Here is a 15,381-nt window from a genome sequence, read left to right as displayed (position 1 = left end):
CCGGTCTGGCTAGGGCCTGTAGCGCCACGAAACAGGGATGCCAATTGGCGTATATGTCGCTAGGGTGTAAGGCATGGTGACTGACGACGTATTTGCCGTCATAGCTGAGGCAACCAGGCGCGACATCCTGGTCTCCCTCCGCTCTGGGGATAAAGCTGTAGGCGAATTGGTGGAAGAACTGGCTGCGAGCCAGCCCACCATTTCCAAGCATTTGAAAGTGCTCCGTGAGGCAGATCTCGTCAGCATGCGCGCGCAGGGCCAGAAGCGTTTCTATGCCCTGAATCCCAAGCCGCTGGCCGGCGTCGCCAGTTGGCTGGAAACGTTCGACGTCGGCACCCCGGCGCCCGCCGTCGTCGCACCTTCGGAGGTGCCGGCCGCAGCTGTGCCGGCCGCAGCAGTGCCGGCCGTAGCGGTGCCGGCCTCTGAGCCTTCCGCCGAGCCGGCAGCCGCTGAGCCGGCAGCCGCTGAGCCTTCAGCCGTTGGTGCCCCCGCTCCGGAGGTCCCGGCTACCCGCGCGGACGCCGTAGGCCAGGCTGTGAAGGTCCACGCGAGCGGAACCCCGGTCTCCTTGGATCCGGCCTCGGACGATACTGTGCCCCAACAGATTGGCCGCACCGTCGGCCGTGCTGCCACTAAGGCCGCTGATCTTCTGGCGAATCTTCCGAACTTGCCCAACCTTCCCAAGTTCGGCCGTAAGCGATAGTCGTACCCGACTTAACGTGATCCTTATCACATTGTGAGTTTTTGTTAATCTCTTGTTTCCTTGAGTTTTCAACGATTTTCTACAGTTGTGTTAACTCCGCGATCCGGGTCACATTGCCTCCGGGTGGAGATCCCACCTCCCTCGGTGCAACCATGAGCGGGACTGATCGTCTCGCCGCTGGCCGGCCCACTGAGGATAGGAAGACGCATGGATTCAAGGCTCGAAGCTGTCCGCGACACTGTGTTGGCGCGGAACCCGGGGGAGAAGGAATTCCACCAGGCCGTCACTGAGGTCTTTGAAAGCCTCGGCCCTGTGCACGATCGTCACCCTGAGTTCCTTGAAGGTGCCGTTCTGGAACGCCTGTGCGAACCGGAGCGCCAGATCATCTTCCGTGTGCCCTGGACCGATGATGCCGGCCGCGTCCACGTAAACCGCGGGTTCCGTGTGGAGTTCAACTCCGCCCTCGGCCCGTACAAGGGTGGGCTCCGGTTCCATCCCTCGGTGTACCTGGGAATTGTGAAGTTCCTCGGCTTCGAGCAGATTTTCAAGAACGCGCTCACCGGCATGCCCATCGGCGGTGGCAAGGGTGGCTCGGACTTCGATCCCCGCGGGCGTTCCGACGCTGAGATCATGCGGTTCTGCCAGTCCTTTATGACCGAGCTGTACCGCCACATCGGCGAGTACACCGACGTCCCGGCCGGCGACATCGGTGTGGGTGGGCGCGAAATCGGCTACCTCTTCGGCCAGTACAAGCGCATCACCAACCGCTATGAATCCGGCGTCCTCACGGGCAAAGGCATCTCATGGGGCGGTTCCCTGGTGCGTCCCGAAGCCACCGGCTACGGCACGGTGATTTTCGCCCAGGAGATGCTCAAAACCCGTGGACAGTCCTTCGACGGACAGCGCGTTGTGGTGTCTGGCTCGGGCAATGTGGCCATCCATGCAATCGCCAAGGCGCAATCCCTTGGTGCCAATGTGGTGGCGTGTTCGGACTCCGCTGGCTACATCGTGGACGAAGCCGGGATCGACGTCGCGCTTCTAAGCCAGATCAAGGAAGTGGAGCGTGGTCGCCTCACGGACTACGCCGCACGCCGGCCGGGCGCCAGTCATGTTGCCGGTGGTTCTGTGTGGGACGTGAACGGCACCGTGGCCTTGCCCTGCGCAACGCAGAACGAACTCGACGGCGACGCTGCGGCCAAGTTGGTGAGCAACGGACTGATCGCCGTGGCTGAGGGTGCCAACATGCCGTCCACACGTTCTGCCGTCTCCGTGTTCCAAGACGCCGGGATCCTGTTCGGTCCGGGCAAGGCAGCCAATGCCGGTGGTGTGGCTACATCTGCCTTGGAAATGCAGCAGAATGCCAGCCGTGACTCCTGGTCCTTTGAGCACACGGAGCAGCGGCTCACGGAGATCATGGTGGGCATCCATGATCGCTGCGCCCAAACCGCGGACGAATACGGTGCGCCCGGAAACTATGTGGTGGGCGCCAACATCGGTGGCTTCGTCAAGGTAGCCGACGCGATGCTCGCCCAAGGTCTGATCTAACACTTTTACCCAACTGTGAGTCTTGGAGTGGGTGGTCTGGGACTAGCTGGCAGTGTTGATGCCGGTCGTTCTGCCTGGAGCGTGACTCGAAAAACAACTTGCCCCCCTTGAGGGTGCGTTTCCCCCGACTTGTCCGCGCTGGGTGGAGCGGCCGGCGTTGACCTGTCCCACGTCGGTGGCTTGATTAGAAGCTTGCCCAGCCTCTGGAGGTTGTGGCTCATCACAGTTTTGCCTCGAGGTGACTCTTCCCAGGTTCAATGCCGGCCGTCATGCGGCCGTTCTTGCCCGTTCGAAAGGAAGGAGGGTGGCCGCGTTGACTATCGTTGCGCAGACCCGCCCGTTCGTCATCGGCGTGGACTGTCACGCCCGCACCCACACGTTCGCCGTCATAGAGGCCAGCACCAAGCGACAAGTCGCGAGCGAGCAGTTCCCGACCACCGCGGCAGGGATTGCCCGCGCCCTTGCCTGGGCAGGTCGACGGACAGGCGGCGATATGGGGTGTTTGTGGGCAATTGAGGGTGTCGGCACTTATGGGGCACGTCTGGCCAGGGCCGTAGTCGATGCAGGCTACGATGTCGCCGAAGCGCCACGTATGAACGCCCGCGCCCGCCGGGGGCTGGGCAAATCCGACCCGCTGGACGCGGCCGCCATCGGAACCGCTGTTCTGGGCCTGGAGGAATCCCAGCTCCGGGCCCCGAGACGGGATGCAGGAACCCGTGCTGGACTCAGGATTCTGAGCGCGGCACGGGATCAGTTAACCCGGGACCGAACATTGAATGTCAACGCTCTCATCGCTTTGCTCCGGGCTCATGATCTAGGAATCGACGCCCGTGAACCGCTGGTTCCGGCCCAGATCGCGACGATCACCAGATGGCGCGAACGACAGGAACCGATCGAACTGTCAATCGCCCGCGAGGAAGCGGTTCGGTTGGCGCGCCGCGTCCTCGAAGTGACCACTCAGCTGGCTGCGAACCAGAAGCGAATGACAGAGCTGATCCAGCAAAGCCCAGCGGCGCCGCTCTTGGAAATGGTCGTCGCCGGGGCTGTCACGGTCGCTACGGTCCTGACAGCCTGGTCACATCCAGGAAGGGTTCGCAGCGAAGCCGCCTTCGCCTCACTGGCAGGAGTGAATCCCTTGCCAGCCTCGAGCGGTAACACTGTCCGACATAGGCTCAACCGGGGCGGTGACAGACGCCTAAACCGGGCCCTGCACACAATAACCATGACCCGGATGGTCCATGACCCTGGAACAAGGGACTACGTCGCTAAACGCACGCAAGAAGGCCGTAGTTACCGCGAAATCCGAAGATCCCTCAAGCGCTACCTCGCCCGAACCCTCTACCGCCAGCTCAACAGCCTGTACTCAATCGCGGAACCAACGCGATCCCAGCCAGGACGGGAAGACCCAAGGACCGATGTTTTGTCGGGGAGTCAACGTAAGCTCACCGACAAAGATACGATCTGTCGATCTCGGAGGGTTGGATGAGTGCGAGTCAGTACCGGGGACAATTGGACCGGAAGCGGAAACAGCGAAGGGAGGCGGAAAAGAAAGCGGGGGAGTACCGGAATAAGGAAACAGTTAAACGTTCTGCCGCTGCCAAATCTCGGTCCGCTGCGGAAAAAACAACAAGTCCGACTGGGGCGTCCAGCAAGCGACGAGAATCTGAGCGCTATGAGAACGAGGCCGCCGCGGCGGGCAAGGAAGCGAACCGCTGGCAAGACAAGGCGGCTGCCTATGCCCGGGAGGAATCCAGCCTGCAGGGCAAACTAGCAAATGCGGAGCGCTCTGAAGCCGACGCGGCCGAGCGTAAGCGAAAGCGCGACCAGCAGCAGAAGGACCGCCGCATGGCGGCTGACTCTGCTGCGCTAAGCCGCCGGATCGTTCAAGCTGAAGCCCTGGCCAGCAGCGCGGTGAGGAGTTTGCCTGCTCCGAAGCCGGAGCGTTTAAGGATCCTCATTCTCGGGGCAGCTTCCGCAGGCGACCTCCGCGTCGGGCGAGAACAGAAACGCATCCGAGCGGCTGTAGAAAGCGCCCTCCACCGGGATCTCGTCGAATTGGATGTGCGGCCCGCAGCTACGACTTCGGACTTACTCGATGGGATTACCAAGTTCCGGCCTCACGTAGTGCATTTCTCCGGGCACAGCAATGACGACCTGATCATGTTCGAACGCGATGAAGACCCAAAGCATCCGGGCGTCATAGTCAGTGCAAGAGCTTTTGCGTCCGCAGTCAGGGCGACCGACACCCCACCGCTCCTGGTGCTACTCAACTCTTGCAACTCCGCCGCCCAGATTGACCAGCTCGTAAACGATGTCGCTCCATTCGCGATCGGGATGGCCGATGAGATTAACGACGGCGACGCCATTACCTACGCCGCACAGTTCTATGCAGCGGTTGCCAACGGGCAGTCCATTCAGGCGTCTCATTTCTCGGCACAAGCCGCTCTTGAACTTGGCGGTCTTGAGGGCGCAGAATTGCCAACTCTAGCTTGGGCCGACGATGTCGACCCGTCGAACACGGTGCTGGTCAAGCCCGCTGAGGTGCTCTAACGATCCTCGCTAGAGCGTCTCATATCGCTAGGGATTCGGGGCGTAAGGGTTTCGAGACAATGTGAGTGCGGCTTATCCCGGCTTCATGTGCCCTTAGGGGGATTTCTCCACGTGCAAGCCTCACGAATCGCACAGAGTTTAATCACCGGCATTGGGCCCTCTAGCCATGAGTTCCGGGCAGGAATAGCATCGGCCCACGTGGCTGAGCAAGATAGCCCTTGCCACCGCGTTGGCCGGCAGGAAGTTCCCCGCGGTGGGACCGGTTGCGCTGTTTGAGGGTTTTTGGTTGTGAGGACTAGGAGTCTGTTGGGGCCGCTTGGCGTTGGTCGGCCGCGTCGCTGGTTACACTCCAGCTGGCGAGGAGTTTCAGGGCGTCGACGGTGTGGGAGCCGGGAGGGGCGCTGTAGGCGATGAGTTGGAGGCCGCGTTCAGCGGAGAGGTCCATCGCTTCGAATTCGAGGTCGAGATCTCCGACGATCGGGTGGGTGATGAGTTTGATGCCGGTGCGGTGTTCACGGACGTCGTGGGAGGCCCACAGCGCTCGGAAGGGTTCGCTGCGGGTGGAGAGCTCGCCGATGAGGTCGCTGAGGATCCGATCATGGGGGGAACGACCGGCTTCGGCGCGCAGGAGGGCGACTGTGGCGTATGCGGCGTTGTCCCAGTCGCGGTAGAAGGCGTCTGCGCGAGGGTCGAGGAAGACGAAACGACCGAAGTTGGCGGGTCTCTGGGGTTGTACGTAAAGCTCGGAGAACACGGCGTAGCCGAGCTTGTTGGCTGCAAGGATGTCGAGGCGGCCGTTCTGGATGAACACGGGCACGTCGGTCATGGCTTCGATGAGTTGCTGGAGGCCGGGGCGAATTTGCTGGGGGCGGGTGACACCGCGGCGACGCCGAGGGTGCGCTCCTTCGTTCGCTGTGCGCACAAGGTCGTATAGGTGGGTTCGTTCAGCGTCGTCGAGTTGTAGAGCGCGGCTAATGCCTTCGAGCACGGCCTCGGAGACGCCTTTGGCGTTACCTCGCTCGAGTCTGACGTAGTACTCGACGCTCATCCCGGCTACAAGGGCGACTTCCTCCCGGCGCAGACCTGGTACACGGCGGCGTCCACCGAAATCGGGCATGCCAATCTGTTCAGGGGTGAGCCTGGCACGCCTGCTGATCAGGAACTCACGGAGGTCATTCGGGGTGTTCATGTCTTCGAATTTACGCCTTCCGCTCGCTCGTAGGGGGTCCTCAGTGTTAACCGGATAGGCAGTGACTGCCTCAGGCACAGCGGAAGTCGTTGACTGGATTCATCACCCCATCAGGGCCGGCCGTGATTGCCGGCCCGTACGACAGTAAGGCACATCATGGTTGGCAGTAACGTTTGGTTCATCACTGGTGCGGGCCGCGGTCTCGGCATCGATATTGCCCAGTCCGCTCTCTCTGCCGGTCACAAGGTTGTCGCGACCGGCCGTAACGCGGATAAGGTGCTCGCCGCGATCGGCGAGCACGAGGACCTGCTCACCGTCTCCCTCGACATCACTGACCCCGCCGCCGCGGATAACGCCGTGCAGGCAGCCGTCGACCGATTCGGTCGCATCGATGTCCTTGTGAACAACGCGGGCAACTTCTACGCCGGCTACTTCGAGAACATCAGCGACGAGCAGCTGCGCAAGCAGATGGAAACCAACTTCTTCGGTCCGCTGAACGTGACCCGCAGCGTCTTGCCGGTCATGCGCAAGCAGCGCTCCGGTCAAGTCATTACGATCACCTCCGCAGCCGGCCTCATCGGCCAGGAATTCTGCGCCGCCTACGCACCGTCGAAGTTCGCCCTTGAGGGCTGGATGGAATCGCTGCGGTACGACCTCGATCCCTACGGCATCAAGACCATGGCCGTGGAACCAGGATTCTTCCGCACTGAATTGCTCGTCGAGGGGTCCTCCACCATCTGGCCGGAACTGGTCATCGAGGACTACGCCGAGCGCACCGCACAGACCATCGCCGCGTGGTCGAGCATGAACGGCCAGCAGGGCGGCGACCCGAAGAAGCTGGCACAGGCACTGGTCACGCTGTCCGATTCCAAGGAGCTGCCGTTGCGCTTCCTCGCGGGCGCCGATGTCATGGGCAGCGTCGAGCAGAACCTCGCCGTCATTCAGGGACAGATCGACGCCCACCGCGACCTGTCGTCTTCCCTCAACTACGAGGGCTGATCCAACAGACAGCGAACGCGTACCGCCCCCGCATCACTGATGCCGCGGCCACGTCGGGCCCTCAGAAAATCAACAGAGAAACCACACCTCATGCAAAGGACACCACCTCATGACCTTGAAGTTGACCGGAACTGTGGCGATCGTCACCGGCGCCAGCAGCGGTATCGGTGAGGCGACCGCGAAGGAACTTGCCGCTCACGGCGCGACCGTCGCCGTCGTTGCCCGCCGTAAGGAGCGCCTCGACACCCTCGTGACCGAGATCGAGTCCGCCGGCGGCGCCGCCTTCGCCATCGCCGCAGACATCGCCGACCGCGCCCAGGCGGAGCAGGCCGTTCAGGGCGTCGTCGACCGGTGTGGCCGGCTCGACATACTGATCAACAACGCCGGCCTCATGCTGCTCGGACACGTCGTGGATACCGATGTGGAGGAGTGGGAGCGGATGATCGCCGTGAACCAGAACGGCCTGCTTTACATGACTAAAGCCGCGCTGCCGCACCTGCTCACGTCCGCCAGGGACGATCTGCGCGGTGTTGCCGACATCGTGAACATTTCCTCGATCGCTGGCCGCCAGGCGTGGGCGAACTTCGCTGCGTACAACATGACCAAATTCGGGGTGAACGGCTTCACCGAAGCGCTCCGTCAGGAAGTCACCAAACTGCAGGTCCGCGTCGGCGTCCTCGAACCCGGAGCGGTCGCCACCGAGCTCGTGTCGCAGAACAGCCAGAAGGTCCAGGACGACCTGGCCGCCTCGGACGGCGCCGCGATCCCCGTGCCGCTGCAGCCGGTCGACATTGCCGAGAGCATCGCGTTCATGGTGACCCGTCCGGCCCGATCCTCCATCGCCGAGCTGTGGGCCATGCCCACTTCCCAGGTCTAGAACACCCGACACCAGAAACACCTGAGACCAGAACGGACACCATCACATGAAGTACCGAACTCTCACCGGAACAGGCATCAGCGTCTCCAACCTCGCCTTGGGCACGATGGGCTTCGCCACCGAAACCGAAGAATCCGAAGCGTTCGCCATCCTTGATCGGTTCGTCGAAGCTGGCGGCAACCTGCTGGATACCTCGAACGTCTACGGCGCCGGCGCCTCTGAGGAGCTGCTTGGCCGTTGGTTCGCCAGCCGACCCGCCGATGTCACCAGCCGGGTTGTCCTGGCAACGAAGGGCCGCTACGGAACCGGACCGGACACCAACGACAACGGGTCCTCGCGCCGCAACCTGTCCCGCGCTGTCGACGCGTCGCTGACCCGCCTCGGCCGCGAGAACATCGACCTATACCAGCTACACGGCTGGGATCCGCTGACCCCCATAGAGGAGACCCTGGGGTTCCTCGACGATGCCGTGCACGCCGGGAAGATCACCTACATCGGTCTGTCGAACTTCACTGGTTGGCAACTCCAGCTCGCCGTCTCGACCGCGAAAGCCATGGGCCTGCAACTGCCGGTGACACTGCAGCCGCAGTACAGCCTCGTCGACCGGGAAATCGAGTTCGAGATCATCCCCGCCGCCCGCTACAACAACATTGGGCTGCTTCCGTGGTCTCCGCTGGCCGCCGGATTCCTCAGCGGAAAGTACCACAAGGGCGAAGCGTGGGCAGAAGGTACCCGGGCCGGCGCGGGTAACCCCATGAATGAGCACATCTTCGGCGAGTTCGCTGCCAAGGACCAGAACTGGGACATTCTCGAGGCGGTCCGTTCGATTGCGAGCACCCTCGGAGCAACTCCCGCCCAGGTCGCCTACAGCTGGATCGCCAACCGGCCCGGCGTCGTTGCACCGATTATTGGTGCGCGCACCCTCAAGCAGCTTGAAGAGAACATTGTTGCAGCCGACCTCGACCTAGGCGAGGGGGCGACCGCAGAGCTGGAGAAGGTCAGCGCCCCGACCCCGAACGACTACCCCTACGGCCCGTTCGGGGTGCGCATGCGACGACGCTATGTCGATTCCAGCGACCAGCCTATCCTCGAACTCTTCTAAAGCCCCTCCCTTGGAGGGGAACCCGGGACGCCGCGGGGTACCGCCCCGCGACGTCCCGGGTCTACTCACCTTCCCAGAAAGCCGAAACCACCATGTCCACTTTCAGCCCTGACGTCCTCAACGCGATTGCGCGGAACGAGGACCTCTACGTCTCCCCGTTCCGTGAGGACGGCACCACCTACGGCACCCCCACCCAGACCTGGGCGCTTATCGTGGGCGATAACGTGTACGTCCGCGCTGCGAACGGCCGGACCTCGAGCTGGTACCAGGCCGCGATTACGCAGAAGGCAGGCCGTATCCGGGTCGCCGGCCAGTTCTATGACGTCTCGTTCGCCGATGCCGGGACCACCAATGAAGTCGCGATCGACGTCGCTTATGAGGCGAAGTACCCCGGCAGCTCCGCCGTCCAGATCATGCAGGGCGCCGGACCGAAGTCCGCGACAGTACTCATTTCGCCCCGCTGACACCACCGGTACACACACCCCCCGTTCGACCAGCCCACGAAATGCCCCGAGGAATCATGACCCATCAGCTGTTCACATCGATCACCCTGCGAAGTCTCGAGATTCGCAACCGACTCTGGGCGGCGCCGATGTGCCAGTACATGGCCGAGGCAGAAGATGGCATCCCCACCCCTTGGCACCTCGTTCACCTCGGCTCTCTCGCCCGCGGCGGTGTCGGTGCCGTCTTCACGGAAGCAACAGCAGTTACTCCGGAAGGGCGCATCACCCCCCAGGATCTCGGAATTTGGTCCGACCAGCACCGCAGCGCGTTCATGCCTGTCGTGGATTTCATCCACTCCCAGGGCGCCTCCGCCGGTATCCAACTGGCCCACGCCGGCCGGAAAGCGTCCGTGTTCCGCCCGTGGGAGCCGCGACAGGGCACTGTTCCGCAGGCTAACGGTGGCTGGAACACCGTGGGCCCAAGCGACGTCGCCTACCCAGGATTCGCCTCCCCCACGCAGCTCGACGCGGAGGGGATTCGTAGCATAGTCAGGGCGTTCGCCGCCGCCGCCGGTAGGGCGGTCGACGCCGGCTTCGACCTGATCGAACTGCATGCCGCGCACGGCTACCTCATTCACCAGTTCCTGTCCCCGCTCAGCAACACCAGAACCGACGAATTTGGTGGAAGCTTGGAGAACCGGTCGCGGTTCCTCCTCGACATCATCGAAGGTGTCCGCGACAGCATTCCACACAGCATGCCCCTGATCGTCAGGGTCTCGGCGACCGACTGGGTCGAGGGCGGCTGGACAGTCACCGACACCGAACAGGTCGCCCAGTGGGCGGCCCAACGAGGCACCGACCTCATCGACGTGTCCTCCGGAGGAAGCAGCCCGGCCCAAGTCATCCCCGTGGGCCCCGGATACCAGGTCCCGTTCGCAACCTCCATCCGTGCCGCGTCGGGGATCCCCACGATCGCCGTTGGCATGATCGATCAACCACATCAGGCCGAGCAGGTCATCGCCACGGGCCTCGCCGACATCGTCATGGTCGGCCGGGAACTGCTCCGAGACCCGAACTTCCCCTTCCGCGCCGCCGCGGCACTCCGCACCGAACTCTCATACGCACCTCAGCCCTACCACCGGGCGCCGATCAGCTGAACCCCGGGTCATCGATCTCCTCGGTCACCCATCAACACCGCCACCTCAATGAAGGGAACAGCTCATGAAGGACCATCTACTGCAAGACAAAGGCCGCGCCGACTGGCAGGAAGTCCCCGGTTTAGATCTATCCATCTGACATGCCCTGCAAAAGGTACTTCCGGGAGTGACGCAGAGCCCCGGGTGCCACCGTTCGGGGTCGGCCGCCAAACCACTGCCCTCTCCGGCTGCCGCGATCCCTTGGTAAACGAGACGTCTCAACGAGCGGCTACTCGTGTGACCTGCACAGATACGGATCTTCCCCGGAATCTTGGGCACGCGATGGGCAAGTGCGATTCTCATAACCATGTTTCATGACCTTCTGGCGAAAATCGAGTACTCATCTTTAGTTATGCGACAGGTGCCAGTGTCTTGAAAAACAACAGCTTTTCAAGACACCCGTTCGGGGCAGGGATGGGCCGGTCGGGTCTGCGGGAAAGCAGGGCTGCCTGCGTCTCGGAAACGCGTCTCGCCGCTAGTCGTCTCGCCGAGGGTACATCGGGGACTTTTCGAGTCAGAATGGCCTGGTGAGGCAACTTGGTTACACGCGCGTCAGCACTTCCAGTCAGGATGCCCAGCTGCAGCTGGACGCGCTGGTCACCGCTGGCGTGCAGAAACGCGACGTCTTCGCTGACGTGTCTTCGGGCAGCAAGACCGCCATCGAGCGGCCCGGAATGAGAAGACTTCTCGAGTACGCCGAGGAGGGTGACACCGTTGTGGTGTGGCGGGTCGACCGGTTGGGCCGGTCGCTGATCGATGTGCTCAACACCGTAACCCTGCTGCGCGACCGCGGCATCCACGTCCGATCCATCTCAGACGGCATCGACCCCGCGACCTCAACGGGCAGGCTGATGCTGAACATGCTCGCCACCCTCGCCGAGTATGAGCGCGAGCTGATCATCGAGCGGGTCAACGCCGGCATCACGGCCGCCAGGCAGAACGGAACCCGCTTCGGCCGGCCGGTGTCCGACCCGGCCGTCATCGCGGACAAACTCGCGATCGCCCAGGACGCCCGCTCGAAGGGCCGTACCGCGGAAGACGCGGCCCGGCTCGTGGGCTGGAGCCGTGCAACGCTTTACCGCCACCAGCAGGCCCTCGCTGCGCGCCAGAACAGCACCCTGTAGGTGCTCCTGAAGAGCGGGTGACGGCTGACACCGTTTCCAGCCTCGCCCATGCAGCGCTTGCGTTAGGGGATCGGTCCTCGCTGCGCTCGGGCTGTAAAAGCGTTTTCTGTTTTTTGCTGCTGTCCTGCGGATCGTACGTGCCCGCTCCACCGGCTCAACCGTCCTGCGGACGGCTGCACAGCCGATGCCTTGTGTCGGCGCTTCGCTTATTTCCTCCCACAATCCATCCGCTGCTTGCCCTTCGGGTTGCCCCGGCTCCGTCGGGTACAGCTCCGCGATGCTCCGCCAGCAGGCAAAAAACGCCTGGGGAGAGGGGACGCCGGTGGTCAGCACCCGCAGCCACTTTCCATCCGCTTGACAGACATAGAAGCGTCTGGGTAGCAGCAGAGCGCGTTTTGAGCCCCCCTCAAAACGCGCTCTGCTGCTACTTACATGGGTGACGGTCAGCGCTGGAGTAGCCGCACGTGGTCCGGGTTCAGGTCCGCCACCTTGCTGACGCCCAGCAGCGCCATGGTGCGGGTCATGTCCTTCTCCAGGATCTGGATGGTGCGGTCCACGCCCTCACGTCCACCGGCCATCAGGCCGTAGAGGTAGGCGCGGCCGATCAGTGCGAAGTCGGCGCCCAGGGCCAGGGCTGCCACAATGTCTGCTCCGCTCATGATGCCCGTATCCAGCATGACCGCGGCCTTGCTGTTGTCCGCCTTCAGGGCTGCGGTAACGTCCGGGAGCAGGTGGAACGGAATGGGGGCGCGGTCCAGTTGGCGTCCGCCGTGGTTGGACAGGATGATGCCGTCGGCACCGTGATCCACAACCTTGCGGGCGTCCTCCACGGTCTGAATGCCCTTGACCACCAGCTTGCCCTTCCACGTTTCGCGGAGCCAGTCCAGGTCCTCGTAGGTCAGGGTGGGGTCGAACATGGAGTTGATGAGGTCAGCCACAGTTCCGGTGTACCGGGAGAGCGAGGCGAATGTCAGCGGCTCGTGGGTGAGGAAGTTGAACCACCAGGCCGGGCGGTACGAGGCGTCCAGCACGGTCTTGATGGTCAGTGCCGGCGGGATGGTCATGCCGTTGCGGACATCGCGGAGACGGGCGCCGGCAACGGCGGTGTCCACGGTGACCATGAGGGTGTCATTGCCGGCCTTGGCGGCGCGCTCGATCAGTTCCAGGGAACGGGCGCGGTCCGTCCACAGGTACAACTGGAACCAGTTCCGGCCGTTGGGGGCAGCGGTGGCCACGTCTTCAATGGACGCCGTGCCCATGGTGGACAGGGTGTACGGAATTCCGGCGGCTTCTGCTGCCTGGGAGCCTGCATATTCGCCTTCGGACTGCATCATGCGCGTGAACCCCGTGGGTGCGATGCCGAACGGAAGGCGTGATTCTTTGCCCAGGATGTCCGTACGGAGATCAATCTTCGAGACGTCGCGGAGGATGCCGGGCCGGAACTCTATGTCCTGGAACGCCTGGCGTGCACGGCGGAGAGTGATTTCTTCTTCGGCAGCACCGTCGGTGTAATCGAAAGGCGCCTGCGGGGTGCGGCGCTTGGCGATCTCGCGCAGTTCCCAGATGGTGCTGGCACGCTTCAGGCGGGCGGTCTTGCTGAATTCGGGCTTCTTGAACTGCATCAGCGGCGCCAGATCGGAGACCTTGGGAACGCGGCGCTTCAGTGCCGGTGGAAGCACGACGGCGGGTCGCGGCTGTGCGGGACGGGTCACGGTTTCGTCGCTACCGGCATTGGCTGGCGCAGCCGTGATCTTGGGGTCGAGGGTGTCGGTCATGCGGTTCTCCCTTGAATTCTGTGGTCCTACCACTGTGGTCTAACCACACTGTAATCCATGTGGTTGGACCACATCAACTAGTATTCCGGTATGCGTACCCACGAGTTGGTCCTGCAATGGATCGAGAAGCAGCTGTCTGACGGAGACCTCGCCCTGGGGGGACGGCTGCCGGGTGAGCGCGCCATGGCCGAACAACTGCAGGTTTCCCGGACCTCGGTGCGAGAGGCTGTCAGGATCCTTGAGGCAATGGGCGTGGTCCGTGCCGGTGTGGGGTCGGGTAAGGACGCCGGCACGGTGGTGATCGCCGAGCCGGGGTCGGCTCTGGGGTCCACGCTAAGGCTTCATGTTGCTACGCGCCATCTCCCGGTAGCGGACATTGTGGAGACCCGCGTCCTGCTTGAATCCTGGGCTGCGGAACGGGCTAAGGTGGGCGTGCCGGAGCTGGAGGAAGCGGCTGCGCTCCTGGATGAGATGGATACGGCGCCTGACATCGACACTTTCCTGGCCCTTGATGCCCGGTTCCATGTGGCCTTGGCTCAGGCCGCGGGAAACTCGGTGGTCAGCGCGATGATGGCCTCGCTCCGGGGTGCGATCGAGAACTATGCAAGTGAGCTGACGGGACACCTCCCGGACTGGGAAACAACCTGCGCAAGGCTTCGCTCCGAACACCGTGCCATCCTCGCCGCCGTGAACATTCGCGACGGCGGCAAGGCGGCTGAGCTTGTTGCAGCGCACATCCAGGGCTTCTACAAAGAGGCGGGAGTGGGCTCCAACCCATCGCCGAAGTAGAGTGCCCCGCGTTGTTTTAGGAGGCGGGCGTGAGTGCGGGCGCCGCGGTGCTCTTGCGGATCTCCACCCGGGGTGAGAACTCATCCTGCGCCTGGGTGGCAGTTTCGCCCGCCTGTTGTATCTGTTCGCGCATCCTCCGCCAGGCCAGGCTTCCGAGCTCGTTGATGGGCACAGCTGCCGTGGTCAACGGGGGCGTGGTGTATTTGGCGAACGGGATGTCATCGAAGCCGGTCACGGAAATGTCCTCCGGAACGCGGACGCCGCGCTCGTGCAAGCCGCTGAGCAGGCCCATGGCCACCAGGTCATTGAAGGCCAGGATTCCGGTGGCGCCGCTGGCGATGATGGCCTCGGTGGATTCGTGGCCGGAGTCGAAGTTGGAGCCACCATAGAGCATCTGCAGCTCGATTTCCGGGTGTTCTGTCCGGAATTGGTCCAGGCCAACAAGGCGCTGGCGGTTGGATGCGCTGTGCTCCGGGCCGGAGAGGAACACCAGGCGGCGGTGCCCGAGTGATACCAGGTGGTGGGCCAGTTCCTGGATGCCTTGCCCGTAATCCACGCTCAGGCTCGGCGTGTTGGTGGCAATGGTGGTGCGGTTGATCAGCACCAGTGGGTGCAGGGTGGGCGCTAGTTCTTCCAGCTCCGCATCGCTCATGCGGGGGGCGCAGAGCACTACGCCATCGCAGCGGCGTCGGGCCTCGCCGGCAAGGATGGCTTCTTCGCTGGTAACTTCCGAGGAATCAGCAATGAGGACGCGGTACCCGTCCTGGGCCGCGGCGATGCTGAGTCCACGGAGGATTGCCTGGAACGTGGGGTTGGCCAGGTCCGGAACTACGATCCCAATGGTGTCAGTTTTTCCGAGGGCCAGGCTGCGCCCCACCGGATTGGGCTGGTACTTCAATTCAACAGCGGCGGCCCTGACCCGTGCGGCAATGCCGGGGTCCACGGCGGCGTTACCGTTCATGACGCGTGACACGGTGGCGTGCGAGACGCCCGCCTTCTCTGCGACATCGGCAATGCCAACGCGCCTGTTGGTGTTCCTGCGTGCCATGTGGCCCCTTCCCATTGGTCGCCTCCCGCATGCTCCGTCGT

13 protein-coding genes and 1 pseudogene are annotated in these 15,381 nt (G+C 63.2%); 11 read left to right on the top strand and 3 right to left on the bottom strand.

The genetic code is table 11. The features are described from left to right. Positions 1-73: 73 nt before the first annotated feature. The 4 genes and pseudogenes from HAV21_RS11740 to HAV21_RS11725 all read left to right on the top strand — a co-directional run bounded on the left by HAV21_RS11740 (position 74) and on the right by HAV21_RS11725 (position 4,798). On the top strand, positions 74-703 hold the full coding sequence (locus HAV21_RS11740; protein WP_166841829.1) for a metalloregulator ArsR/SmtB family transcription factor: 630 nt from the start codon (positions 74-76) through the stop codon (positions 701-703). A gap of 207 nt (positions 704-910) precedes the next feature. After that, entirely contained in the window at positions 911-2,248 is a 1,338-nt protein-coding gene (gdhA, locus tag HAV21_RS11735) for an NADP-specific glutamate dehydrogenase (protein ID WP_142938061.1), read from the top strand. Positions 2,249-2,561: 313 nt separating this feature from the next. Next, a pseudogene (locus HAV21_RS11730) lies at positions 2,562-3,605 on the top strand (IS110 family transposase); the annotation flags it as partial. 125 nt (positions 3,606-3,730) lie between these two features. Then, on the top strand, positions 3,731-4,798 hold the full coding sequence (locus HAV21_RS11725; protein ID WP_166841828.1) for a CHAT domain-containing protein: 1,068 nt from the start codon (positions 3,731-3,733) through the stop codon (positions 4,796-4,798). Positions 4,799-5,093: 295 nt separating this feature from the next. On the opposite strand, the gene HAV21_RS11720 is transcribed toward HAV21_RS11725, so the two are convergent. Beyond that, positions 5,094-5,987 (bottom strand): helix-turn-helix transcriptional regulator, encoded by an 894-nt coding sequence (locus HAV21_RS11720; RefSeq protein WP_166841827.1) that lies wholly within the window; start codon positions 5,985-5,987, stop codon positions 5,094-5,096. 156 nt (positions 5,988-6,143) lie between these two features. On the opposite strand from HAV21_RS11720, the gene HAV21_RS11715 reads away from it, so the two are divergent. The 6 genes from HAV21_RS11715 (at position 6,144) to HAV21_RS11690 (ending at position 11,728) form a co-directional block, all read left to right on the top strand. Then, positions 6,144-6,986, top strand: coding sequence for an SDR family oxidoreductase (locus HAV21_RS11715; protein WP_166841826.1), 843 nt, complete (start codon positions 6,144-6,146; stop codon positions 6,984-6,986). Positions 6,987-7,095: 109 nt separating this feature from the next. After that, the gene (locus tag HAV21_RS11710) at positions 7,096-7,863 is read left to right on the top strand and encodes an SDR family NAD(P)-dependent oxidoreductase (RefSeq protein WP_166841825.1); all 768 of its coding nucleotides are present in this window, start codon (positions 7,096-7,098) and stop codon (positions 7,861-7,863) included. Positions 7,864-7,909: 46 nt separating this feature from the next. After that, positions 7,910-8,965, top strand: a complete 1,056-nt coding sequence (locus HAV21_RS11705; protein ID WP_166841824.1) for an aldo/keto reductase — start codon at positions 7,910-7,912, stop codon at positions 8,963-8,965. A 92-nt stretch (positions 8,966-9,057) separates the two neighbouring features. After that, positions 9,058-9,429 carry a DUF2255 family protein gene (locus tag HAV21_RS11700; RefSeq protein ID WP_166841823.1) on the top strand — a complete coding sequence of 124 codons (372 nt, stop codon included), beginning with the start codon at positions 9,058-9,060 and terminating at the stop codon, positions 9,427-9,429. A gap of 56 nt (positions 9,430-9,485) precedes the next feature. Continuing rightward, the gene (locus HAV21_RS11695; RefSeq protein ID WP_166841822.1) at positions 9,486-10,565 is read left to right on the top strand and encodes an NADH:flavin oxidoreductase/NADH oxidase; all 1,080 of its coding nucleotides are present in this window, start codon (positions 9,486-9,488) and stop codon (positions 10,563-10,565) included. Between the two features lie 566 nt (positions 10,566-11,131). Continuing rightward, a complete protein-coding gene (locus tag HAV21_RS11690) occupies positions 11,132-11,728 on the top strand; it encodes a recombinase family protein (protein WP_166841821.1) in 597 nt (198 codons plus the stop codon). A gap of 443 nt (positions 11,729-12,171) precedes the next feature. On the opposite strand, the gene HAV21_RS11685 is transcribed toward HAV21_RS11690, so the two are convergent. Continuing rightward, positions 12,172-13,503 (bottom strand): alpha-hydroxy acid oxidase, encoded by a 1,332-nt coding sequence (locus HAV21_RS11685; RefSeq protein ID WP_166841820.1) that lies wholly within the window; start codon positions 13,501-13,503, stop codon positions 12,172-12,174. A gap of 90 nt (positions 13,504-13,593) precedes the next feature. Between HAV21_RS11685 and HAV21_RS11680 the strand changes: the two genes are divergently transcribed. After that, on the top strand, positions 13,594-14,292 hold the full coding sequence (locus tag HAV21_RS11680) for an FCD domain-containing protein (protein ID WP_166841819.1): 699 nt from the start codon (positions 13,594-13,596) through the stop codon (positions 14,290-14,292). Positions 14,293-14,308: 16 nt separating this feature from the next. On the opposite strand, the gene HAV21_RS11675 is transcribed toward HAV21_RS11680, so the two are convergent. Continuing rightward, positions 14,309-15,340, bottom strand: coding sequence for a LacI family DNA-binding transcriptional regulator (locus tag HAV21_RS11675; protein WP_166841818.1), 1,032 nt, complete (start codon positions 15,338-15,340; stop codon positions 14,309-14,311). Positions 15,341-15,381 lie beyond the last annotated feature (41 nt).

It is taken from the genome of Paenarthrobacter sp. MSM-2-10-13 (assembly GCF_011605365.1).
In the GTDB taxonomy this organism is placed as follows: Bacteria; Actinomycetota; Actinomycetes; order Actinomycetales; family Micrococcaceae; genus Arthrobacter.
The sequence above is the reverse complement of the archived record's forward strand: the minus strand, read 5'-3'. Positions and strand labels throughout refer to the sequence as shown.